This is a genomic window from Candidatus Flexicrinis affinis, from assembly GCA_016716525.1.
Taxonomy (GTDB): Bacteria; Chloroflexota; Anaerolineae; order Aggregatilineales; family Phototrophicaceae; genus Flexicrinis; species Flexicrinis affinis.
Genome location: JADJWE010000002.1, coordinates 129,659 through 154,140, shown reverse-complemented (window position 1 = coordinate 154,140; position 24,482 = coordinate 129,659). Strand labels below are relative to the sequence as shown.

20 protein-coding genes are annotated in these 24,482 nt (G+C 62.3%); 15 read left to right on the top strand and 5 right to left on the bottom strand.

The genetic code is table 11. The features are described 5' to 3' along the window. The first annotated feature begins 10 nt into the window (after positions 1-10). Both IPM16_09850 and IPM16_09845 read left to right on the top strand, forming a co-directional pair. Positions 11-454 (top strand): response regulator transcription factor, encoded by a 444-nt coding sequence (locus IPM16_09850; protein MBK9123406.1) that lies wholly within the window; start codon positions 11-13, stop codon positions 452-454. Positions 455-458: 4 nt separating this feature from the next. Continuing rightward, positions 459-1,448, top strand: a complete 990-nt coding sequence (locus tag IPM16_09845; protein MBK9123405.1) for a hypothetical protein — start codon at positions 459-461, stop codon at positions 1,446-1,448. A gap of 182 nt (positions 1,449-1,630) precedes the next feature. On the opposite strand, the gene IPM16_09840 is transcribed toward IPM16_09845, so the two are convergent. Both IPM16_09840 and IPM16_09835 read right to left on the bottom strand, forming a co-directional pair. Beyond that, a complete protein-coding gene (locus IPM16_09840) occupies positions 1,631-2,644 on the bottom strand; it encodes a hypothetical protein (GenBank protein ID MBK9123404.1) in 1,014 nt (337 codons plus the stop codon). Position 2,645: 1 nt separating this feature from the next. Beyond that, positions 2,646-3,113 (bottom strand): YbjN domain-containing protein, encoded by a 468-nt coding sequence (locus tag IPM16_09835; GenBank protein ID MBK9123403.1) that lies wholly within the window; start codon positions 3,111-3,113, stop codon positions 2,646-2,648. Positions 3,114-3,199: 86 nt separating this feature from the next. Between IPM16_09835 and IPM16_09830 the strand changes: the two genes are divergently transcribed. The 8 genes from IPM16_09830 to IPM16_09795 all read left to right on the top strand — a co-directional run bounded on the left by IPM16_09830 (position 3,200) and on the right by IPM16_09795 (position 13,081). Then, positions 3,200-4,024, top strand: coding sequence for an alpha/beta hydrolase (locus tag IPM16_09830; GenBank protein ID MBK9123402.1), 825 nt, complete (start codon positions 3,200-3,202; stop codon positions 4,022-4,024). Between the two features lie 159 nt (positions 4,025-4,183). Then, positions 4,184-4,957 carry an ABC transporter ATP-binding protein gene (locus IPM16_09825; protein ID MBK9123401.1) on the top strand — a complete coding sequence of 258 codons (774 nt, stop codon included), beginning with the start codon at positions 4,184-4,186 and terminating at the stop codon, positions 4,955-4,957. 5 nt (positions 4,958-4,962) lie between these two features. Beyond that, positions 4,963-6,933, top strand: a complete 1,971-nt coding sequence (locus IPM16_09820; GenBank protein MBK9123400.1) for an AMP-binding protein — start codon at positions 4,963-4,965, stop codon at positions 6,931-6,933. Continuing rightward, positions 6,933-8,150 carry a branched-chain amino acid ABC transporter permease gene (locus tag IPM16_09815; protein ID MBK9123399.1) on the top strand — a complete coding sequence of 406 codons (1,218 nt, stop codon included), beginning with the start codon at positions 6,933-6,935 and terminating at the stop codon, positions 8,148-8,150. Before IPM16_09820 ends, IPM16_09815 begins: the two co-directional genes overlap by 1 nt. Positions 8,151-8,306: 156 nt before the next feature. Beyond that, positions 8,307-9,419, top strand: a complete 1,113-nt coding sequence (locus IPM16_09810; GenBank protein MBK9123398.1) for a branched-chain amino acid ABC transporter permease — start codon at positions 8,307-8,309, stop codon at positions 9,417-9,419. A gap of 115 nt (positions 9,420-9,534) precedes the next feature. Next, the gene (locus tag IPM16_09805; GenBank protein MBK9123397.1) at positions 9,535-10,905 is read left to right on the top strand and encodes an ABC transporter substrate-binding protein; all 1,371 of its coding nucleotides are present in this window, start codon (positions 9,535-9,537) and stop codon (positions 10,903-10,905) included. A gap of 89 nt (positions 10,906-10,994) precedes the next feature. Next, positions 10,995-11,789, top strand: coding sequence for an ABC transporter ATP-binding protein (locus tag IPM16_09800; GenBank protein ID MBK9123396.1), 795 nt, complete (start codon positions 10,995-10,997; stop codon positions 11,787-11,789). A gap of 77 nt (positions 11,790-11,866) precedes the next feature. After that, a complete protein-coding gene (locus tag IPM16_09795; protein MBK9123395.1) occupies positions 11,867-13,081 on the top strand; it encodes a phenylacetate--CoA ligase family protein in 1,215 nt (404 codons plus the stop codon). A gap of 16 nt (positions 13,082-13,097) precedes the next feature. Here the strand turns inward: IPM16_09795 and IPM16_09790 are convergent, their stop codons facing one another. Beyond that, entirely contained in the window at positions 13,098-14,072 is a 975-nt protein-coding gene (locus tag IPM16_09790; GenBank protein MBK9123394.1) for a 6-phosphofructokinase, read from the bottom strand. A 209-nt stretch (positions 14,073-14,281) separates the two neighbouring features. On the opposite strand from IPM16_09790, the gene IPM16_09785 reads away from it, so the two are divergent. Both IPM16_09785 and IPM16_09780 read left to right on the top strand, forming a co-directional pair. Further along, positions 14,282-14,611 carry a response regulator gene (locus IPM16_09785; protein ID MBK9123393.1) on the top strand — a complete coding sequence of 110 codons (330 nt, stop codon included), beginning with the start codon at positions 14,282-14,284 and terminating at the stop codon, positions 14,609-14,611. 4 nt (positions 14,612-14,615) lie between these two features. Continuing rightward, positions 14,616-16,382 carry a putative DNA binding domain-containing protein gene (locus tag IPM16_09780; GenBank protein MBK9123392.1) on the top strand — a complete coding sequence of 589 codons (1,767 nt, stop codon included), beginning with the start codon at positions 14,616-14,618 and terminating at the stop codon, positions 16,380-16,382. On the opposite strand, the gene IPM16_09775 is transcribed toward IPM16_09780, so the two are convergent. Then, on the bottom strand, positions 16,379-17,524 hold the full coding sequence (locus IPM16_09775; GenBank protein ID MBK9123391.1) for a mechanosensitive ion channel family protein: 1,146 nt from the start codon (positions 17,522-17,524) through the stop codon (positions 16,379-16,381). The genes IPM16_09780 and IPM16_09775 overlap by 4 nt on opposite strands. 170 nt (positions 17,525-17,694) lie before the next feature. On the opposite strand from IPM16_09775, the gene IPM16_09770 reads away from it, so the two are divergent. Together IPM16_09770 and yjjX are read left to right on the top strand one after the other, a co-directional pair. Continuing rightward, entirely contained in the window at positions 17,695-18,447 is a 753-nt protein-coding gene (locus IPM16_09770; GenBank protein MBK9123390.1) for a CPBP family intramembrane metalloprotease, read from the top strand. A gap of 4 nt (positions 18,448-18,451) precedes the next feature. Next, a complete protein-coding gene (yjjX, locus tag IPM16_09765) occupies positions 18,452-19,012 on the top strand; it encodes an inosine/xanthosine triphosphatase (GenBank protein ID MBK9123389.1) in 561 nt (186 codons plus the stop codon). Here yjjX and IPM16_09760 read toward each other — a convergent pair. After that, entirely contained in the window at positions 18,989-20,110 is a 1,122-nt protein-coding gene (locus IPM16_09760) for a hypothetical protein (GenBank protein MBK9123388.1), read from the bottom strand. The two genes, yjjX and IPM16_09760, sit on opposite strands and share 24 nt — an antisense overlap. Before the next feature lie 97 nt (positions 20,111-20,207). On the opposite strand from IPM16_09760, the gene IPM16_09755 reads away from it, so the two are divergent. Continuing rightward, positions 20,208-24,467, top strand: a complete 4,260-nt coding sequence (locus tag IPM16_09755) for a tetratricopeptide repeat protein (protein MBK9123387.1) — start codon at positions 20,208-20,210, stop codon at positions 24,465-24,467. Positions 24,468-24,482 lie beyond the last annotated feature (15 nt).

Here is a 24,482-nt window from a genome sequence, read left to right as displayed (position 1 = left end):
GTTTGTTGTCATGATGAACGACGGATCGGCTGTCGTCAGAGTGCTTGTGCTGGATGACGAGCCGGAGTACGCTCAACCCAATGTCGATGCACTGCGACGTCGAAAATACGACGTCGTCCAAACGATGACGGTCGACGAGACACTAGAGATCCTCCGCCGCGAAGGCGACTCATTTCGCGTTCTCGTGCTCGATATGTTGATGCCCGGCAGCGGCGGGCCCGCCGACCGGGAGGAGTTCACCAATCCGGTCGAGACCGGGATGCGCCTGCACCGCACGATTCGCAGCAAGCTGAACCTTATCGAGGTGCCGATCATCTTCACGTCCGTTGTGCGCGACCCGAACATCCGCGAGCGTATCCGCGAAGAGGAGCGCAAGTACCGCAACAAAGTGAGCTTTCTCACCAAGCCGTTTCTGCCGGTCGACCTGATCGACCGCATCAAGAAAGTGACCTAGCCTCATGAGCCAGACGACAAGAACCGCCGAATCCCGTGGCCAGCGCGTACTGCGCGTGTCGCTCATCGTGGTGCTGGCGGTGTATGTGGTGTTTGTGCTGATCGTGGCGCTGATGTTGGGGATTGACCGGCTTGGCCCGGCGACGATGACCACGCCGGGCATCACGCCTGACGAGCGCGCGACGCTGGCGCTCGATCAGGCCGACCGTATCCTCAGCTTGCTCGAAGTCGTGCTGGGAATCATTGCGCTGATCTTGCCGCTGGCGCTTGGCGTGGTCGTCTACATCTTCCAGCAGAACCGCCGCACGGTAGAGCAGTTGACGGATAAGGCCGAACGGGCCGAGCGCAACGCCGCCCACTCGGCGGAGCGCGTGCGCGAATATCGTGAGGAAGCGCGCAGCACCGAAGCCCGCGTCAACGAGGCGCTCAACAAGATCGCGCTGGCCGAAGCGCGCGACATTGAGCGCGACGCCGGCGCGCGCCGGCTTCAGGATGCCATCGAGGAGCAGCGCCGCGAGGTCGAAGACTTGAGCTATAAGGCCGAGGATTTGCTCAGCCAGTCGCGCAGCGCGCAGGCAAAGCTCACGACCGTGGATCAGTTCCTCGAAGTGCGCCGGCACAGCGTGTTGTGCACAAGCGACGACGTGATGGAGTCGACCAAGGCGGTCGTGACGCTGATGGAGCTTGCACTGTATCCTGCGCCGCTTGACGACGAGCCGGCCGCGTTCGACCCGCTGAGGGCCGAGCGCGACATGATGCTGCGGCGCGAGGCATTGCGCGCGTTGTCCGCCGTGCGTGAAAGCTCAAGCGTGCCGGATGAAATCCATCAGCGGCTTCTGGATATGTTGGCGCAGATCGTCGACAGCGCCGAGCATCCGATGCTTCTGCTTGAGGCGCGTCATACCCAGATGATGCTGCTCAGTGTGCGCCGGGCGAACGACGTGCCGGCGACGCCGCGCCGTGCGCCGCGTGCCCGCAAGCAGACTCCGACCTAGAAGTAATTCGAAAATAAGACTTCAGGTTGGGACGCTCTCCCAACCCCTTCCGTAAGGCTTTCGCTCTCCGGCCTCCCTTGCTGGCGGATGTCCTCGCATGCGCCGACAATTCCGGAGAGATGGGCCAAGGGGTGTAAACACCTTGTGCAAGCAACGCCTCCACATTACTTCTCAAACGGCTGTCAGGACGTTCCGGGCAGCAGTCTATAGTTTCCGAAATTGGCAAGCACCGCGACCTGACCGAGGTTCGGCAGCGCGATCATCTTGCCTGCATTGAATGCGAGAACGGTGGCGCTGGTACCAGCTTCGTTCTCGATTGCCCATCCGAGGCCGTTGCGCACGTCCGGGAATGACCGCCACACCTTGCCGAAGCCGCGGATCGGCTCGAACAGCCCCGGCGGCGGGATCTCGCCACCGCTGACTGGATCGACGCCATCGACCCACGTGTCGTTGTAGTGCGAGAAGTTCCCCGTGTTGTACAGCACGTAGACCGCTGCCGGGCTTTCACCCACGTAGATCATCATGCCGCGCTCGAACCGTTGGACTGCTGCTGGGTAGCTCAACGGGCCGCCCACGCTGCACCCGATCTGCGACGCCAGCACCGGATCGGCGGCGTACACTGCCGCGAATCCACCGGGCGGCGGCAGGCACAGCGTGGTGTTCGGGTTCGGTGGGACGAAGCCGGTTGCGGTTGCCAGCACCAACGTGACCGGCGGCGCAGGTGTCGAGGACAGCGCGAGGATCGCCAACGCGAGCAGCGGCCCTTGCGGTTCGGTGGGCCACGGCGTCGGCGTCGGGGTACGTGTCGGCGTGTCAGTGATCGTCAGGCTGGGCGTGACGGTGAGCGACGGTGTGAATGTCTGCGTGGCAGTGGCGTTCGACGTGGCGGTTGCAGCAGCGTCCGACGACGGCGTCTCGGTGGGCGTCTCGGACGGGGTTTCTGTCGGCGTTTCGGTTGGCTCGGGCGTTTCCGTCGACGTGACAGTGGCCTGTGCCACGAGCGTTACGTCCGGCGTTGGGCCGGTTGGCGTCGGGCTGGGCGTGAACGTCGCTGAGGGCGGCGGGGTGTCGCTGGGCGGCACGGTCTCGGTGGCGCTAGGCAGCGCCATGATTGTCGGCAGCGGACTGGCGTTGTTCGCGGGCTGACAGCCTACGAGCAGCGCGGCGATGAGCAAGACGGCGGCGATGCTGCGCACGTCACACCTGCCCGTACAGTCGGCCGCCGAATTCGCGCACGAGCTTATCGTCGAGCGTATCGGCAAAACCGGCCACGTTGCTGATCATCACATTGGCTTCTGCGTCGTCCAGACCTTCCAGCATACGCTCGTTGACGACGTACACGACATCTCGGTAGACCGCGAATGCCGCGCCGCTCAACTGCATGTTGTACTCCAGAAGCCGCCGGTAAAGGCGCAGCAGGTTATCGGATGGGACGTGCATGATCGGCGCGCAGACTTGGAAGTAGCGCCGGCCGCCCTCGTTGACGAGTTGGACTTCGATGAACGCCGAGCCGCGCTGGAACTGCCACACGATATTGTAACCGCCGGTGTTGGGCAGACGCGCAAGGCCGGGGTCAACGCCTAGCGTTCGCAGCACGTTGTCGACGCGAGCGGCTACGGCGTCAAGCGACGGATCGAATTCGGGGGTGCGTGCGCTGTTGAACATGCTTCCATTATGTCGTGCGGGGCGCGTGCTTGGCAACTGCACGGCGGATCGGCTAGAGTAAGTCTCATCACCCGGAGGGACGCGCCATGCAGACCGGTACTACACGCACATTCGACGGCTTGAAGCTGCACACACTCGATTCACCGGTCGAGAACGCGAAAGGCGTCGTCTATATCGTCCACGGAATTAACGAACACATCGGCCGATATGCGCACGTCGTCGATTTCTTGAATCGCCGCGGCTACGCGGTGTACGGACACGATCATCGCGGCCACGGGAGAAGTGAAGGCGAGCGGGCAATGTTCGACTCGTTCGATCAGCCGGTCGCCGACCTCAAGGCGCGGGTCGACGACGTCAGATCGCGCCATCCGGGTGTACCTGTCTTCATCTACGGACATAGCATGGGATCGCTGATCAGCACGTTGTTCGTCGCGCAGCATCCCGACGGTCTAGCCGGCTGGGTATCTACCGGGTCGCCCCTGTGGTTTGACAAGAAGTTTCCGGGCTTCGTGCAGACATTGCTTCGCGCTGCGGCCCGCGTTGTGCCGAACTTCAAGGCCATCCCGATCGATGCGGACTCGGTGAGCCGTGACGAGGCGGTTGTGAAAGCTTACAAGGCCGATCCCCTGAATGTAATTGAGCGCACCCGACTCGCCATGGCTGTCCACGGAGCTGAAGCGCTGGAGCGTGCCCGTCAATCGGTCGCGTCGATCACACTACCCGTGCTCATTGTCCACGGTGAAGCAGATCGCATAACGCCACTGGCGGGAAGCAGGTACCTGTACGACCACATCGGCAGCGCGGACAAGACTCTACGGACAATTCCGGCGGCTTATCACGAAGTCCACAACGAGCCGGAACAACAGGACGTGCTGAACGAGATTGCTGCATGGCTGGACGCGCATGGCTAGGTCACGCAATTGAGCATGCCGCACGTGCGGCCGGGCTCCTCGAAGAGGCTGGTACAACGCCGTCGACAGTTGTTACCCGTTATTGCCGCACCAGAACGATTGTGGGTATAGTGTGGAATAGTGCTGACATTTCCGCAACCTTGAGGTCTTCATTCGTACATGAGTTCTGTCAAACTGCATATTGACGACGTCTCGCTCTCGTTTGGCGGGATTAAAGCCCTTCAGCACATCAGCTTCGACGTGCGCGAAGGTGAGATCGTGTCGGTAATCGGCCCGAACGGCGCCGGAAAAACCAGCCTGATCAACAGCATCAACGGCTTCTATAAGCCGCAGACCGGCCGCATTTTGTTGGATGGGCAAGACATCTCGAAACTTCCACCATACAGGCGAGCACAGCTCGGGATCAGCCGCACGTTCCAGAACATCGCGCTGTATACCAACATGACTGCGCTCGACAACCTGATGGCCGCACGGCACCTACACATGAAGAGCAACATGCTATCCGGCGCGCTGTTTATCGGGCCGGCACGGCGCGAGGAGATCGAACACCGCGCGGTTGTCGAGGAAATCATCGAATTCCTCGAGATGGAGGCCATTCGCAAGTCGATCGTCGGCACGCTGAGCTATGGTCTTCGCAAGCGAGTCGAACTGGGACGGGCGCTGGCGCTGGAGCCTAAGCTGCTGCTGCTCGACGAGCCGATGGCCGGCATGAATCAAGAAGAAAAAGAGGACATGGCGCGGTTCATCCTCGACATCCATGAACAGCGCCGTACCACCATTTTGCTCATCGAGCATGACGTCGGGCTGGTCATGGACATTTCGAACCACGTCGTCGCGCTCGATTTTGGCCAGAAGATTGCCGAGGGGCCGCCTGCCGAGATTAGCCAGAACGAGGCGGTCATCCGGGCGTATTTGGGGCAGGAGAACGAATAGGCGCGATGGCTGCAGTCGAAAAAGCACACAAGACAGAACCTTATTTTACCGTTCCGTACGACAAGATTGAACCGATACCGGCCGACCGCGACACGACGGCGAAGGCGTTCGTCGTCACTGCGCGGCAGATGGGCGACCGCGTCGCCATGCGCAAGAAGCGCTATGGCATCTGGCAGGAATACACGTGGTCGCACAACTTCAAGACGGTCGTCGATTTGAGCCTCGGCCTAACGGCGCTGGGCCTAAAGCGCGAAGACAAAGTCTCCATCATCGGCGAGAACGATCCGGAGTTTTACTGGGCGGAGTACGCGATTCATGCCGCTGGCGCCATCAGCGTCGCCATTTTCACCGACGCGAACTTGCAGGAACTCGGCTACATCGTCACCCACTCCGACTCGGTCTTTCTGTTCGCGCACGATCAGGAGCAGGTCGACAAGGCACTGGCCCTGCGGGACCAACTCCCGAACATCCGCAAGGTCATCTACTGGGACGACCGCGGCATGTGGAATATCGACGACCCGTGGCTGATCCGCTTCGAAGACGTGCTCGCGATGGGTCACAAGTACGGGCAGGAGCATCCCGGCGCGTTCGAGGCGATGGTCGCCCAAGGCGGCCCCGAGGATATTGCGATTTTCAGCTACACCTCCGGCACCTCCGGCGTGCCGAAAGGCGCGATGGTCCGCCACCGCAACCTGCTCTACGCCACGTGGCAAACGCGCGAGACCGTCCCGTTTACACCAGAAGACGATTACGTGTCGTTCAGCCCGCTGGCGTGGATCACCGAGCAATCGCTGGGCGTCGGCGCCCACGCGCTCAACGGCTTCAAGGTGAATTTCCCGGAAGGGCCGGAGACGGTACAGCACGATTTGCGCGAGATCGCGCCGTCGTCACTGCTGTTCCCGAGCCGCTTGTGGGAGGGGCTGGCGCGCACCATGCAGATGCGCGTCAACGACAGCTTTTGGATCAACCGTGCATTGTTCAACCGCTTCCTGCCGATCGCGTATCAGGTGATCGACCTCGAGGACGAGCGTAAGCCTATCCCCGCGCATTTGAAGTTCTTGCAGTGGCTTGGACAAGTCGCCGTGCTCGGCCCGCTGCGCGACAAGATCGGGATGACCCGGATGCGCCACGCGTTCACGTCAGGGTCGGCGCTCAGCCCGTCGGTGCTGCGTTTCTTCCGCGCCGTCGGCGTCGAGCTGCGCAGTCTGTACGGTTCGACCGAGATGCAGGGCGCGACACAGCACTTGGTCGGCCGGGTCAAGCTGGCGACCGTAGGCGAACCCAACCCGGGCGTGCTGGTCAAGATTGCCGAGGACAACGAGATTCGTGTTTTCAGCCGTACGGTGTTCGCCGGTTATTACAAGATGCCGGACAAGACCGAAGAGGCATTTGACGAAGACGGCTACTTCAAGACTGGCGACGCCGGCTACTTCGACGACGACGGCCACCTGATTTACCTCGACCGCGTGAAGGATTTGATCACGCTCAGGAGCGGCGAGAAATTCAGCCCGCAGTATATCGAGGGCCGGCTCAAGTTCTGTCAATACGTTCAGGATGTCATGGCGATCGGAGAGAGCGACAAGGACTTCGTTACGGCGATCGTGATCATCGACTTCGAGAATGTGAGCCGCTGGGCGGAGAAGAATCGCGTTCACTTCACGACCTACGTCGACCTGACGCAGAAGCCCGAGGTGTACAAAATCATCCGCGATGAGGTGAAGGCAGTCAACGCATCGCTGCCGGCTGCCGCGCGTATCAAGCGATTCGTGATCCTGCACAAGGCATTCGACGCCGACGAGGCCGAACTGACCCGCACACGAAAGCTCCGGCGCGGCGCCCTCGAACAGCGTTATGCCGACATGATCGAGGCGATGTACTCCGGTAAAGATAGCGTGACCGTATCGGCCGAGGTCAAGTACCGGGACGGTCGAACGGGACGGGTCGAGACCTCGGTTCACATTGAGGATGTCGGCTGATGTCCACGTTTGCACAGACACAGAACCCGACCCCATCTTCTGCGTTCGATGCCCGGCGTGCGATCAAGTGGTTCCTGATCGCAGCGGCAGTGCTGGCGTTCCTGATCTGGCTGGCGCCATACGGCATGGCACAGAAGCCCGGGCGGTTGGTGGAGTCGGCGATTCGCGGTGTGCTGGTCGGCGGGGTGTATTCGCTCGTCGCCCTCGGCATCGTGATCATCAATAAGGCTTCGGGCGTCTTCAACTTCGCGCACGGCTACATGATGCTGGCCGGCGGCCTGATCTTCCACGCGTTCTTCAGCGTCACGCAGGTCTTACTGGTACCCGCCTTTCTGTTCAGCGCGTTCGTCGTGTTTATGCTGGTTACACTTAACGGGTGGCGAATGCTGCGCGATCCGCGCCGGTTGGTCGTTGGCGCGGTCGGTACGGCAGTGCTCACCGCGGTACTTCTGCTGCCCGGTCAGGAGTGGCAGTTGATCCGCGGGTTTATCGGCGGCGGGCTTGGCGCGGCGGCACTCGGGCTGGCGGTCGAACGCTTTACGATCCGCCCCCTGATTGGACAACCGCTGTTCACCGCCGTGCTGATGACCCTTGCTGTGGGCGAAGTTCTGCACGGATTGACACAGATGGTATGGGGCAGCGTCGAGATCCCGCTGCCGGTGTTCGATGTGCTCAAGCGCATCGGTCTGCCGGAACGGTTCAGCATCGACGGAGCGGATACGTGGCTAGACGTTGCGCGAATCATATTTAACCTCGAGCTGGTCGTGGCATTCGCGTTGGCGGTGCTGGCCTTCGTCGCATTCGTGCTGTTCTTCCGGTTTACGAACGTCGGCCTCGCGATGCGTGCGACGGCCGAGAATCAACAGCTTGCCCAGTCGGTCGGCTTGCGCGTTCGCGTAATCCTCGCCGTGGCGTGGGCGATCGCAGCACTGCTGGCGGCTGTCGCGGGGATCGCGCAGGGCGGCGCCACGAGCCTGAGCCAAAACCTTCCGGGCTTGGCGTTCTACGCCTTTCCGGCCGTGCTGCTCGGCGGGCTGGAGTCGATTGGCGGTGCATTCGTGGGCGGGATCGTCGTTGGCTTTGTGCAGGAAATGAGCCGTCGTCTGTTCCCCGGCCTTCAGGTCGACACCGAACTGGCGCCGTATCTAGTGTTGATGTTGGTGCTGGTGATCCGGCCCGATGGCCTGTTCGGACAGAAACGAATTGAACGAATTTAGGTGGCACTTGTCAGTAGTCAGATGTCAGTCGTCAGGAGAAAGCGATTTGCGCGATTACGTCAGAACTGAATTGATCCCTAGAAATCTGGACACTGGCCTCTGACGACTGACACCTGACCACTGAAAACTGACGATCGTGCTCTGGAGACTACTTGAATGAGTTCGAACATTCGCCCGTCCGGCGTTTTTGACACCACCTACAGCGACGATATCGCGCTCAACCGCACGCGCGGCGAGAAGGCGGTCTCGTACGGCATCGTGGCGCTGCTGCTGCTGATCCCGCTGCTGTCGCTGGAGGGACCGTTCGGCATCTCGCTGATTCCGCAGTCGCTGGTCGGCACCATCATTCGCATCGCGATCCTTGTGATTTCCGTGCAGGGCCTCAATATCCTGACCGGCTACACCGGGCAAGTCTCGCTGGGACACGCGGCGTTCATGGCGGTCGGCGCGTACAGCGGGGCGTATCTTGCGCGCCAGCTCGGTTTTTCGTTCTGGCTGGCCCTGCCGACGGCGGCGCTGTTTACCGGACTGATCGGCTTGCTGTTCGGCCTACCGTCGCTGCGCGTTAAAGGGTTTTACCTCAGCATGGCGACGCTGGCGGCACAGTTCATCATCCCGTGGACTCTCCGCTATCCGCTCGAACACATCTCGAACGGGTCACGCCCGCTGGACGTGCCTATTCCGGACCTGTTCGGCATCAGCTTCGGCGCGGACGGCGCCATGTACTACATCGTCATCCCGATCGCCATGGCGCTTTCGCTGGCCGCGCGAAATATCAGCCGGACGCGCACAGGCCGCGCGATGATCAGCATTCGTGACAACGACCTGGCCGCCGAACTGCTCGGGATCAACGTGTTCAGCTACAAGCTGCAGGCGTTCTTCCTGAGTGCGGTCTACGCGGGCATCGCGGGCTGCCTGATGGCCTTTCACACCAACAACATCTCGCTCGAGTTCTTCGCGCCGCAAGTGTCGATCGAACTGCTGGCGATGCTAATCATTGGCGGGGCAGGGTTCCCGCTTGGGCCGATGTTCGGAGTGGCGTTCGTCATTCTGCTGACCCAGAACGTCATTCCGGCAATCATTCCGCCGCTGTACAGCGCGCTGCCCGGACTGCTGCCGTTTCTCGACCCGGTGAACGTGTTCGCGGCGCTGAACCCGCTGTTGTTCGGTCTTGCGCTGCTGATCTTCTTGATCGTCGAGCCGAGGGGGCTGGCGTATCGGTGGGAGATTCTCAAGATCAGTTGGAAGATCAGGCCGTACTCGTATTGACGCCGACTTTCCGAGCGTGCCGGGGGTATTTGGTTGACGTCCGGCGTCCACGCTACAATCGGGGCCATGCTGCAATTTGCTGCAGCTTGAAGTGTTTGAAAGGATAAAGGGACCTATGCGCAAAGCACTTCTGTTGATCCTTCTTGCCGTGCTGATCGTCGTGCCGGTCGGTGCGCAGGAAGAAGGGCTGCCCGACTTTGTCGAGCGCACCGCGTGCGAAGTCGACCTGACGGGACAAACGATTCCGATCTATCACTTCGGTGATATCAGCGGTTCGTTCGCGTTCATCACCCAGCCGCTGCTGGCGGGCTTGGGCGACGCGATCAGTTACTACAACGAGCGCGGCGGCGTGTGCGGCGCGACGTTCGAGCAGATCAACCGTGACACGGCGGGCGATCCGGCTCAGTCGCAGGCAGCGTATGACGACTTCAGCAACCGTGATCCTAAGCCCGATCTGTTGATCCTGTACGCCAGCGCGGACAGCGAACTGCTGCGCACGCAGTTGGCCGAGGATGAGATTCCCGTACTGATTTCGGCCGGTTCGGTCGACGGTCTGTACGGTGAAAACGCCGACGCACCCGGCTGGGTCTTCGCCAGCAATCCAATTTATGTCGACCAGATCGGCGACTTCTGCGAGTTCGTTGGCGCCAACCCGGAGATGTATCCGGACCCGGTTATCGGCTACATCTCGTGGCCGGGGGCGTTCGGTGAGGCCGCCTACAAGCCCGAGTCGATCGCGCATTGCGAAGCGGCGGGTGTCGAAGTGCTCGATACGCCGGAGTACTTCCTGCCGTCGGCCACCGATATCAGCACCAACGTGCAGAACCTCGTCGATAACGGCGCCAACATCCTGTACACCAATTCGCTCGCCAGCGGCCCGGCGCTCGTCGCCAAGACGGTCGTCGACCTCGGTTTGGAAGACGACGTTCAGCTCGCGGGCGTGAACTGGGCGTTGGACACGTCGGTCGCGCTGCTCAGCCGCTCGTCGATCGGGAGCGACGGCCTGCCCGCTGCCAACGGCTACGTCGGTTCGCTGCCGTTCCGTTGGTACAGCGAGCGCGAGCATCCGGGAATCCAGTTGGTCCTGTCGCAGTTCGCGGCCAACGAACGCACGCTGCCGCAGCAGAACATTTCGTATCTGCTCGGTTGGGCGACGGTCGATACCTACGCCGAGCTGTATACACAGGCGGCAAATCAGGCCGGCAGTCTTGACGCCATCGATGGCGCGCTGATGTACTCCATCATCGAGGCCGTCGACTACTATCCGCTCGACCTGTATCACCTGAATTACCCGGAAGGTCTGCGTTCGACCAGCGCCAACCGCATGGCGATGCTGCGCTACGTCAACGCCGACATGACCGGGCCGGCTACCAGCGGCGACGACGCCCTGAAGGTCGATCCGGGCGACGGTACGACGCTGTTCGTCCCGCTGCTTATCCCGCTCGAGGACTTTGCGCCCGCGCCGGACTTGCGCCCGGGCATGTAGTGCCCTGTTGAACCTGTGCTCCGGCCCGTCGCAATGGCGGGCCGGGGCCGCTTTAACCGTCCGAATAGGCACGCACACAAAGAATTCTGATGCTTTCTGTCAACAACGTAGAAGTCATATACAGCAGTGTGATCCTCGTATTGCGCGGCGTATCGTTCAGCGTGGGCGACGGCCAGATCGTGTCGCTGCTTGGGCCGAACGGCGCCGGCAAGTCGACGACGCTCAAGGCCATCAGCGGCCTTCTGCGCGGCGAGAACGGAGAGATCACGCGTGGCAGCGTGTCGTGGCACGCCGAACGGCTCGACGTGCTGACCGCCGAGGACATCGTCCGGCGCGGTTTGATTCAGGTGGTCGAGGGCCGGCCGCTGTTTCGTCACCTCACTGTCGAAGAGAACTTAATGACCGGAGCGATGGCGTATCAAGGCGCGCGCCATGCCAAGACCGATCTTGAACAAGTCTTCCATTTCTTTCCGCGCCTGCGGGATCTTCGCAAACGGGTCAGCGGCTATCTGTCGGGCGGCGAAGGGCAGATGCTGGTTATCGGCCGCGCCCTGATGGGCCACCCGAAGCTGATCATGCTGGACGAGCCTTCGCTCGGGCTGGCGCCGATGCTGGTCGAGGAAATCTTCGCCATCGTGCGCAAGATCCGCGAGGAGTCCGGGGTTGGGGTGCTGCTGGTGGAGCAGAACGCGCGGGCGGCGCTCGCGATTGCAGATCACGGTTATGTCATGGAGAACGGCCGCATTGTGCTCGACGGCCCCGCAGCGCAGCTTCGCGAAAACGAGGATATCAAAGAGTTTTACCTCGGCCTGAATCAGCTCGGCGAGCGGAAGAGCTACCGCGAAGTCAAGCATTACAAGCGCCGCAAGCGCTGGCTAGGCTGACGCAGCGATCGGGCCGTCCCCTCGCAGCTACGCTGATCGTGGCACGCGGTTAACACACAGACGAAGGAGTACGCAGCATGACCCGGCTTGATGAACGCATTCACGATCTCGTCACGCACGCGTATGCCAATGCGCCGGCAGTCCGTCTTACGTTCGAGTCGGCCGGAATCACACCGGCGGACATCCGAGGTGTGGCCGATCTCGGCAAGATTCCCGTCACGAGCAAGGATCAGCTTGTCGAGCTGCATCAGAACAACCCGCCGTTCGGCGGCATGCTGGCCGTCGACCCGGCCGACCTGCCGCGGATTTACATTTCGCCGGGGCCGATCTTCGACCCGCAGCCGATCAATCCGGACGGCATGGAAGCATCGCTTGAGGCGTTCCGGTACGTAGGGTTCGGGCGCGGCGACCGCGTGCTGAACACCTTCATGTATCATCTCGTGCCGGCGGGCATACTGCTCGACGACGCCCTGCGCGCGGTCGGCGCAACGGTTGTCCCGACCGGCCCGGGCAACACCGAGCTCCAGATTCTCGCCATGACGCGGTTGGGCGCGACCGGCTTTGTCGGCCAGCCCAGCTACCTGATGACGATCCTCGACAAGTGCGAGGAAATGGGACTGGCGAAGAACGAAGTCCCGATCAAAAAGGCGCTGTTCAGCGCCGAGCCGTACACGCCGACTCAGAAGGCCCGCTTCGAGGGCGATTACGGCATGAAGACGACCAGCGCTTACGGCACTGCCGACATCGGCCTCGTTGCGTACACAATGGACGGCGTGCAGGGTTTCGTTATCATGGATTCTGTGCACATTCAAGCGTGCGACCCTCAGACTGGCGCACCTCTCCCCGGCGGGGAGGTGGGCGAGCTGGTTGTGACCGTATTTAACAAGGCCTATCCGCTGATTCGCTTCGGTACCGGTGACCTCGGCGCGCTGGCGGCCGAACCTGACGCGCGCACCAACGGGCGGCAGCAGCTACTTGGCCTGTTCGGGCGCAGCGGCGAGGCGGTCAAAGTGCGCGGGATGTTCCTGCATCCAAACCAGTTCCGGTTCGCGCTGGCTCGTTTCGCAGACACCGTCAAGGGCGGGCAGGCGGTCATCACACGCCCCGAGAACCGCGACGTCGTCACACTGCGGCTCGAGGTCGAAGACCCGGCCGGCGCGGCGGCGCTTGAGGGCGCGGTGCGGCAGGCGGTCGAATACGCGGCACGTTTGCGCGTCGATGTGGTCGAGTTCGTACCGCTCGGCACGCTCGAGGCTGGCCGAACGGTGGTTGATCTGCGCACGTGGGAATAGGGCGCGGGTGGCGTGTTTACCGCGCCAGCACTTCGGCCAATTCGAACAGCTCCGCGGGAATCGACTTGGTCTTGCCAGCGATTTCGGCCAACGGCGTAGCGGCCATTTTCCCGCTTAGCTGGCCGGCCAATACGTTGTACTGACCTTTCGCCAAACAGTCCATCGCATGGGCCGCAAGGCGTGACCCGAGCAGACGGTCATAGGCGGTCGGAATGCCGCCGCGCTGCACGTGCCCGAGCGTCGTCGCCCGGACTTCGAAGCCGACACCGTTGCTGGTCTGCTGATGGAGATATTGGGCCAGTTCGTTGGCATCGTTGGACGCGCCTTCCGCCACGACGACCATGCCATGTGTCTTGCCGCGCTTGTACGCATCTTGCAGCACCCGCGCGACCTCTTCATTGGTGACTGGGATCTCGGGTATGCAGATCGCTTCGGCGCCGCCGGCAATTCCTGCCATGAGCGCGAGGTATCCGCAGTTGCGCCCCATGACCTCGACGAGAAACGCGCGGCGGTGCGACGACGCCGTGGTCTTGAGCCGATCGATAGCTTCCAGTGCGATGTTGAGCGCCGTATCTACGCCGATGGTGATGTCCGATCCGGTCAAGTCATTGTCGATGGTCGAAGCGACGCCAACGACAGGAATGCCGTGCTGGCTCAGGGCGTGCGCCCCGGTCTGCGACCCGTTGCCGCCGATCACGGCGACCGCATCGATACCGGCCTGCGACAATTTGGCGACGGCCTGCGCTTGACCCTCCGCGGTCTTGAACTCCGGCGCGCGCGCGCTCCCGAGCATTGTGCCGCCGAGCTGGATGATCCCGCCCACGTCGCGGGCGCCCAATGGCCGATAGTCTCCAGACATCAGCCCGGCAAAGCCTTCGCGGATACCGAACATCTCCCAACCGTTGTACAGCCCGGCCCGCACGACGCCGCGGATCGCCGCGTTCATGCCCGGTGCGTCACCACCGCTGGTCATTACCGCAACCCGCCGAATTGTCATAGATCCCCCTTGCGCGACGCATCTTGCGAAAAGCATAACCGACGCTTGGGCCGCACGACAAGCGACGATTCTCCGCGGAATAGACACTGCCCCCCGATTTGGGTACACTTCACATAATTGACTGTGCTGTCTCATGAACAAGCACTGCGATACATAGAGGTGTAGTATTGAACCGTGTGCTCATAGTAGATGATGAAGTCGAGATGTCCCGGCTTCTCAAGATGCTGCTTGAATTGGAGGGTTTCGCTGTCGAGTCTGCGCCAAACGGGGCGGCGGCGCTTGCCCTCACCGAACAGCAGTCCCCAGACGTCGTGATGGTCGACTTCCATCTCAACGATATGACCGGCCTCGAGCTGATCTCGAAATTCCGCGAGCGCGAACATCTAGCCTCTACACCGGTGCTCGTCGCTTCGGGCAAGGATATCGAGCCTGAGGCACGCAAGGCCGGCGCGACCGAATTTCTGCTCAAGCCATTCGAACCCGACGACCTGATTGCCGCGCTCAGGCGGCTTGCTGCGGCCCCGCGCACCTAACCCTATGGCATCGCGTAAATCGTCGCGCCAGCAGACGTGGTACCGCGCCGACCTGCATCTCCATACGCCGGCCTCTGCCGACTATCAGGAGTCTGGCGTTCGGTATATCGATATTCTTCGGCGTGCTGACGCGCTCGGCCTCGACATCATTGCGCTCACCGACCACAACACCATCGCCGGTTATTCCGCCATGCTGCGCGAGGTCGAACGACTGGAGTTCCTCGAGTCATTGGGGCGTGCGCAGGCCGACGAACTGCGCCTTCTGGCCGAGTATCGCCGGCTGTTCGAGAGGCTGCTCGTGCTGCCCGGATTCGAGTTCACTGCCACGTTCGGCTTCCACATCCTCGGTATCTTTTCGCCGGACACGCCGATTCGCGTACTGGAACATCTGCTGCTGGCGCTCAACGTGCCGTCACACGCAATGGATGTCGGCAGCAGCGAAGTTGGCGCGTCGTCCGACGTATTGACGGCGTACCGGCTGATCAACGAAGCGGGCGGATTGTGCATCGCGGCGCACGTCAACAGCACGCACGGCGTGGCTATGGTCGGCCTTGATTTCGGGGGGCAGACTCGCATCGCCTACACGCAGGATCGCAACCTACACGCGCTTGAGGTAACCGACCTGACGCGTCGCGACCGGCGCGCGACATCGCGCTTCTTCGATGGCACGAAGGCCGAATACCCGCGCAAGATGCGTTGTATTCAAGGCAGCGATGCCCACCGTCTTGACACGGTACGCGATCGCAACGGGCGGGTCACGCACCCTGGTATCGGCGAACGCGTGACCGAGTTCCTGCTGCCTGAGCGTAGTTTCGCGGCGCTGCTGGCGCTGTTTCAAAGCGCCGACTTTTCGCGCTCGCGTCCCTACCAGCCGAACCTCAAGCCGCAGGATTACGTGCAGCTTGCGCGCGAAGAAGGGCCGAGCGTCATTCAAGCGTTCCACGAGTCCTGCGAGCGCAAGAACGGCGCATTGGCCGCCGTGATTCGGGACGTGTGCGCGTTCGCCAACACCAACGGCGGGACGATCTACGTCGGCGTCGGCGCGGACAAGAAGAAGGCTCCGGCAGGCGTCTCCGATGCGCGTGCGACGATGGAGCTGTTGGAACGCGAGATCCGCAAAGCCATCGCGCCGGAGATTGCCGTCGAGATGGACGTGCAGGAAACGCAGGGCAAGCCAGTGGTGCGCATTCAGGTGCCGTTTGGCGAAGAGCGCCCGTACGCGATCGAGCACAGCAAGATCTACGTCCGCGACGAAGCCGAGACGAATCTCGCCTGGCGCGACGAAATCGTGACGCTCGTGACGCAAGGGTTGGCGCTGCGCAGCGGGTCCGACCAAGAGCAGCAGCCCACCGCAACAGTCACCGCCGAGGTGCCCGCTCTGGTCGTTGCGCCGCCCGCCACGCCCGCGCAGGAGCTGGTCGAACCGCCTCGCGCCGGTGTTGAGATCGTCTCGACCGAGGAGCGCGACGGCACCATATACTACGCGATGCGCGACCTTAGAAACGGCAACATCGTGCGCAACGTGACACGCAGTTCGTCGCGCCTGTTGTGGCATTACGCGATCAAGCAGGCCGAGTCCGAGCCTGTCACCGAAGACTCGGTGCAGTGGGCCGGCGAGGTCGGGCTGGTGCGCCGCTACAACAGCAAGGGCGATACGCGTTACGACCTCGCCCAACGCGGGCCGGACGGAGCGCTTCGGATTTACTACGGGGTGGGCGACGCGGCGATGCAGCAGTCGCCGTGGCAGGTCTTCATTTCCGACGACAACTAACCCTCATCCGGCTGACGGTCGTCACCGGATGACTCACCGCGATCGAGCGCCGCGACGACACGCGCGTCCGGCTCGAAGACGAGCGAACGCGTCGGGAAGGCGATGCTCAAGCCAAGTTCTTCCACGATCTCCATGACTCCCAGCATGATCGCCTCGTTTTCGGTCATCATCTCGTCCCACGTGAGCTTGCGCACATAGCAGCGTACGAGAACGTCGAGCGAGCTGTCATTGAACTTCGAAAAGTAGACCTGCACGGTGGACGGGTCGGCGCTGGGCCACTCCTTGAGCATTGCCCGCAGACGTTCGAGCAGCACACGCATCTGAGCGGCAGTCGTGCGATACGTCACGCCTACGGTGAAGTCGATGCGGCGGCGGGGCATACGCGAAAAATTGCTGATCGCGCTGTTGGCAAGTACGTTGTTCGGGATCGTGATCAGCGTTTGATCAAGCTGACGCACGCGCGTGGATCGCACGCCGACGTGCTCGACGATCCCCTCGACGTCCGGCGTTCGGATGTAGTCACCGACCGAGAAAGGGCTGTCACCGATGATTGACGCAAATCCGAACAAGTTCGCCACCGTATCCTGCGCGGCGAGCGATAGCGCCAAACCGCCGACACCGAGGCCGGCAATCAAGCCAGTGACATCGTAGCCAAACTCTTGCAGGATGATCACGCCGCCGAACGCGATGATAAAGATCTTCATCCCGACGCGGATGAATGGCAGTAGCCGATCCTGTATGACAATGCCGGTCAGCGTCGCGAGGTGCGTGCTGGTAGGAAGTATGATGTCGATCGAGCGGTAGACCAGCAGCAGCACGCCGATCAGGATGAATATCCGCGAAACGGACTGCGCGAGGCCGTTGAATACAGCGTCGCCGGGCACGACAATGCGGGCGGTGACGAGCAGCGCCGCCGCGACCAGCACCAACCGGACAGGCCCGCCGACGATGTCGGCGAGTTTCTCTGGCGTCTGAGAGTTGGTACGGCCCGCCAATCGTTTGAACGGGGCCAGCACGGCGAATGTCACGAGGCGGCGTGAGAAGTAGATCAGAATGACGACGATAATGACGGCCAGCACCCGGAGCACGATCTCGCGGATTTCCGGGGAGAGACTGGACAAGCCGGGAAGCTGTTCGAACATTGCGACTCCTTCTGTCGTGCGAGCGCCGCCGGAGCATGCCGGTGGCACTTTAGGGTAATTCACAAAGGATTGAGGATAGCACACCGGAATGAGTGGACTGTGACCGCGATTGCGGGCGGTTCGCGGTTCGGGTACGCTATCGGTCGTGAAGGACGAGCAGGAGTAACTTGATGATCCGTCAGATTTTGGTGGCAATTGCCCGGCCGCAGCAGCCTCCGCCATGGTCGGTGATCTATGCCGCGCTCATTACGATCGGGGCGTTCGCGGCTGTGATTATCGGCACGACGATCGTGACGCTGTTCGGTGAACAGACGCCGTTCCGGGTCGTGCTCGCGTGGGTGATCGGCCTGACCCTGATCGCGCTGTATCTGACGCTGACGCGCAACCGCACTGCGCAGGACGGCGCCGCACTCGGGATTACGCAGGCGATCGGACGATGGCCGCTAATCCTGCTGTTGAGTTTCGGCGCGGGTGCGGCGCTGGATCTGGTCAGCCTGCTTGCGACCGGTACGCCTTCGGTTGTCGCCGAGTTCACGCCGCTGTTCAACCCATTTCCGCTTCCGTTTGGCGGCGACGCGATCCCGACGTGGATTCTGGCCGGTCTTCTGATGGTTGTGTTTCAGCCCGTGGCCGAAGGATTGGTGTTCAGAGGCGTGGCTTATCCGGCACTGCGCGCGACGCTTGGCCCGGTGCAGGGCTTCTTGATCACCGCGCTGTGGTATGGCATTTTTCACCTTGTCGCATACTCGACTCCCGGCGGCGCGGATTGGATCGCGTGGTGGTACACGCTGATCCTGCCGGTACTTGCCGGGATCTACATCGGCGCAGTTCGCGCGGTGACCGGTTCGACCCGAGCGTCGATGTTCGCTCAGGCCGGCCTCGGCATGTTCTTCTTTGTCCGTGCGTTGACGTTGGTGGGGTGACGCTATGGAAATCGTGGTCGCTTCGACCAATCCGGTGAAGTTGGAAAGCACCGTGCGGGGCTTCGCGCCGCTGTATGGCACGGTTCAGGCTGTGGGATTTAGCGTGCCGTCCGGCGTGTCGGATCAGCCGGTTGGGATCGAGGAGACGCTGACCGGCGCGCTCAACCGGGCTTGGCAGGCGCACTATGCGTTTCCGGATGCCCCGTTTGCGGTGGGTATCGAAGGGGGCGTCGAACGCCACAGCGGCCAAATGTATGCGATGGCGTGGGTTGCAATTGTGAGCGAGGGCGGGCATGTCGGGACGGCGTGCACCGGCCAGTTCCTTGTGCCGCTGGAAGTCGCCCGGCTGATCGATCAGGGCATGGAGATGGGCGACGCCGACGATCAGGTGTTCGGTCGCAGCAACAGCAAACAGCAGAACGGCGCGATCGGCCTACTTACTGGCGACGCGATCACCCGCGCCGACTACTATGCGCCTGCCGTCACGATGGCCCTCATCCCGTTTCGAAACCCGAACCTGACGTTCCCGCACTTGAACCCGCTACACCCAGACGAGCCGGTATAGCCCGCGCGTTTCCGGGCCGGTCTGCGTGTACATGCGCGTTTCGCCGTCCACGATCAGCAGGTCGGCGTGGCCGATTCCGACCCAGAACCCGATGTCCTGAAGCACGGGGTTGCCCGGAAAAGTCTCCCACGGGCCGTCGATCTCGCCGGTTAGCGAGCGCGCAAAGCCAAGCCCGTACTGGGTATCCATGCCCGCCTCGAGGTACTCCGGCCCGCGAATGCCCTCGTAGCTCATGTAGTAGCGGTCGCCGACTTTGAGCACATCGGCCGACGACACATAACGAAAGTCGAAGTAGGCGTTTGCGTCGGCCCCACGGAGGTCGACTGGGCCGTATTCGCGTGCGCCGCCAAACAGCGGATCGGTGTCGCAGAGTTCGAGCTGAGAGAGATCGCCGCGCCGATCTCCCTTGTAGCACCGCAGGTGTGCGGGGGCCGAACCCGCGGATGCGAACACATAGACGGTATCGCCTTCCACGTACAGGCCCGGAGGCGCGCCGATCAGACAGTCGTCGGCTTGGCCGCGGATATTCGGATGCGGGCCGATGCGTTCGGTCTCGCTGCACGGCGCAAAGCTGGACGGGAATGTGCCACCGGGGGTCAGCAGGTACGACCAGTCCGACCACACCAGCCCGTCGTGCGACCTGCGCAGCATAACTTGAGCGTGCCATTCATAGGCCATCAAGTACTGCTCGCCGTCGAAGACCACGCGGGGATACTGCTGGGCCGCGCGTGTGCTGGACGTGTGATCGCGTGCATCGTCGCACGGGCAGGCGCCGCATGGCATCTGGCAAACGGCGTTCGGCAGGCTGAAGCTCATGCCGCCGTCGGCGCTTTCCCACACCGTCAAGCACCCGGGGAACGCGACCGGCTCACCGCATTGATCGACTACGCCGGCCGACTGCGTGCTGGCGTGCAGGTACGATCGAAAGTGGTTCTCGCTCAGTTGCAGCGTATCGGACTCACCGACTGGCAGCCCGACGTCGACCGCGATCAGTTCCCAATCCGCGCGTCCATCCCAGAAGTCCGCAAGTGTCGGTGGGGCGGGCTGTGCGCCGAGGGTTCCGGCGACGATACCGAATAGAATTACGAGGGAAAACAATCTTGTCATACCATTGAGAGGTTGTGAGCCGTGTGCGAATGTCTGTGTTATACTCAACGCACCGTGTGATTTTCAACCAGCGGGATCATACACACTCATGGCGGACATTACGCTCAAAGCCTATATTGCCCACTTGGATGATCTGCTGGGACGGCGGAGTTACGAGGAAGCGGAAGCGCACGCCAAGCACATACTCTCGCGGTTTCCCCGCAACCTGCAAGCACTCGTTCGTCTGGGCAAGGCGCAGATCGAAGCCGGTCATTACAAGGACGCGGAAAACACGTTCACGCAAGTGCTCGGGATGGACCCGCGCAGCACGGATGCGTATGTGGGCTTGAGTTGGGTCGCCCGCCAGCGCGGCGATGGTGAGCGGGCGATTGCGCTGCTCGAACGCGCATTTGAGCACGAACCAACCAATCAGGACGTCATCCATCTGCTGATCGACGCCAATCGCAGTTTTCGCGAGCAGCATAACCCCAAACTTCCACAGACAGCCTACATGATCGCACGCCAGCAGTGGCGCAGCGGTCTGGCGCATCAGGCATTGGCGACGATCAAGAGCGCCCTTGACGCCGCGCCGGGCCGCGCGGATCTGGAACTGCTGCGCGCGCAAATCTACCAGTCGTCCGGGTCAGAAATCGACGCCGCACGGTCTGCCACAGATGTCATCAAGAAGATGCCGGATTGCATCGAAGCCAACCGGCTGCTTGCCGAGTTTTGGAAGCAGCAGGGGCGGTCCAGCGACGCGCAGAAGTTCATCTCGCGCGTTGAATCCGCCGACCCGTTTGTGGCTTATGAAATCGCATCAGGCGGCCCGCCTCCAGACGGGACGTTTACGCTTCCCCTGTACGACTTCCGGGCGATCTCGAACAAGGCATCAACCGCCGCGCAGCCAGATTGGCTGGATGTGATCGCCGATGCAAGTGAAGCCGAGGACCAGATTGCCGAGCCGGAACCCACCGCGGATTGGCTCGAGTCGGCCGAGCCTGTTCTAGATCAGGACAACGCTGGGGATTTGGGTTGGGTAGCCGATGCCATTGAAATGCCGGACGACCTCAACTGGTTGGATCAGGCAGCCGCGGAGCCTATAGATTTCAATTTTGAAGAGCAGCCTGCCACGCCTGCCGAAACTGCCGACAGTGCACAACCCGTGGACTCGGGAATGGGTGCCGCACCCGCCGAACAGCTCGCGGACGGAGAAGCCGGCGAGTTCGATCTCGACTGGATGACACCGGCCGAAGACGCGGCGCAGGGAGAATCCGCGGCCGAGGATGGCGAGTTCAACCTCGACTGGATGACTCCAGTCGAAGACGAAGCGCAGAGCGAACCCGCAGCTGACGCGAATCTCGACTTGTCATGGGCGGAAGCGCCCGACGAATCGACGGTCGACAACGTGCCGGCGTGGAGCACCGCGCAGGACGTCACGCCAGAGGTCGAGCAGTGGATCGAAGATCAGGCCGCCGACGAAGGCGATACGCTGCCGTCGATGACCACGATGAAGGCGGAACAGGAGCGCGCGACGACTGAAATGGCCGCCGCCGAGCCTGAGACCCCGCCCGCAGCCGAGGACTGGCTGGATATGTCGGCGATCGACGCTCAAGCGGATGCCGAGCCGATCGAAGACTTCGACGAATTCCTGAAGAACTTCACTGCCTTCGGCGATCTGGATACCGAAGAACCCCGCCCGGACCTTTCAGCCGAGCGAACCGGCCTGACCGGCTTACTGGCGGCGGCAGGCGAGCAGGACGAGCAAAACGTCGCGCCCGAAGTCGCCGACATCGACCCCGAGGACCCGCTTGCGTGGATGCGCAGCGGCACGGTCGATCACGAAGTGTATGCGTCTGAGGGTGCAAGCGAAGACGATATGCCGCAGTTGGAGGACTTGCTCAGCCCGACCGGCGAGCTTGAAGCGTACTCCGGCGATGTCGCGCGCGAACTTGACGAGTCGATCGAACCCGCGGCCGCCGTTGAGGCTGGCGCGACCGACGAAAGTGATTCCGATCCGCTCGCGTGGCTGCGCGAACACGACGACATCGAAATGGTCGAAGGCGAGGAAACTCCGGGCCGTCGCTGGTCGGATGCGCTTGATGTCGAAGACGGCGTCGAACTGGATGCCGCTGAAGCCGATCCGCTCGCATGGATGCAGGAAGCGGGCGTCACGGTTGAAGGCGAGACCGATGAAGAGGCCGACCCGCTCGCGTGGGCAAAAGAGGACGGGCTAGAGCTGGTGGACGAGGTCGTCGAGGTCACGTACAAGCCGACCGAGGCGCTGGTCGACCCGGCCGCACCCCGCAAGACGCCGGAGACGACTGAAGAACCGACAGCGACATCGACAGGTATGACCGGACTGCTGGCCTTTATGAAGGCAGATGGCGAAAACGTAGAGGGAGACAGCCCGATGAGCGACCACGAAGCGCCGCGCGAAGAGCCTGAAAGCGAACCCAGCGACGTTCAGCCCGAAGCCCCGCAGGCCAAGGAGGAATTCGACTGGATGGCGACGGCGCCGGCCGATTCGGGATCTGACGACATCGACTGGGATGCAGCGCCAACTTCAGAAGAAGACGAGGACGAAGCGATTCCCGATTGGCTCGCTCAAGTGTCGAATCCAGTGGATGCGGCCGAGGCTGCGGCTTTATCTGCCGCGGATGATCCGAACGTTTCGGACCTTTGGGACCCTGGCGCAGATGAAATCGAAGGCGAAGACGTGCCGGACTGGATAGCAGCGCTGCGTGATGAGTCGCCCGAGCCTGAGGCACAGGCGGCTGACGAGGCCGGTGAGTGGCTGTTTAGCGAGGCCGAACCGGCAGCGGAAGCATCGGACGATGTCGAACCGATGCCGATTCAACCCGAATCGTTCGAGGGTGATGCCGTGCCAGATCAGCCGGCCGAAGCTGGTGACGCCGTTTCTGAGCTGGCCGACTGGATCGGCGTTGCCGGGGCGGCCGCTGCTGGCGCTGCTGCCTTGAGCGGCGACTCGCCGGACGAGGTCAAGCCTGAGGACAGCGCAGATGTCGCCGCGGAAGCGGGTGAAGCCGACTCCGGCGAAATGCCGGACTGGATGGCCACCTTGAACGAGGCGGACTCCAGAACAGACAGCGCAGAGGACGACGCAGACAGTTCAACCGATTGGTCGCCCGCGACCGCGCAAGCCGCAGATGAATCGCCCGAGTGGCAGCCGTCCGGGGTCACGGGCGATACCGGGGCACAGGACGAAGCCGCGGATGACGACTTTCTGAACTTTCTGAACACAGCAGGGCAGGACGCTGCCGAGGTCGCGAGCGAAGCCGGCGAACAGGTGGACGGATCGCTCGACTGGCTCACTTCGGCGGACGAAGAAGCGGCCGAAGCGATAGGTGAACCCGCCGACGCCGCCGGCGAATCACTCGACTGGTTGAACGCCGTCGACGAAGACGATTCCGATCGTCCTGCGGCTGTGGCCGCAGATGCCGAAGCGGAAGATGGCGACATCCCCGATTGGCTCACAGCGGCGGGTGCTGGTGCAGTAGCTGCTTCGGAAGCCGCTGACGAAGCGCTGGATTGGCTGGACAAAGACGAGGAGATGGCGGATTCGGTGCCCGTCCCTCAGGAACCCGACTGGTTCTCCGAGGTTGACACGGGCCGCATGGCCGCCGAGCCTGACGACGATGCGCCCGACTGGCTGAAGGATGTCGAACCTGCCGCTGATGAAGCCGCGGCGGACTCGGGCGATCTGGAATGGCTGGACGACAGCCAGAACGTGATTGGCGACGCCACCAACATTCAGTCCGAGCTTGAGGACGCCGGCGAGCCCAGCTACGAATTGAGCTACATCGAGGGCGAGGAATCGACCGAGGCAGTAGAGACGCTCGAGCTGGAGCCGGACAACGAGCTTGAACTCGGCACGCCGGTCGCCGCCATGCTCGATGCCGACGTGCCTTCCGGCCAGCTTGAAGTGCAGAAGGAACTCTCGGGAGAAATCTTGGACGACGCAGACCTGCTTGAGCCCGAACCGCCTGTCGATGAGACGTTGACCGCTTCCGCCGCCAACTCGCCGGACTGGCTTAACGCTATGGTGCCGGGGTTGGAGGTTAATGTTGGTGCACAGGAAGACGCCGACTCCGATGAAAGTGGCGAATTCTTCAACGGAGGCAAGAGCGACTTTAGCTGGCTGACCAATATCGTCGATGAAGAGTTGGCGCCGCCGAAGGTCGGTGCGCCCTCGCGCAGGTCGATACGATTCCCGTTTGACGAACCGCCCGTGTGGCTGCGTGTGCTGCGCGACGAGACGCAGACCAGCGCGCCGGTCGCTACGGCGGACAACGACGACGACGCGCTTCCGGATTGGCTGCGCTTCGACGACGACGCCCAGACGAACTAGCGTTCGGGGACGCTG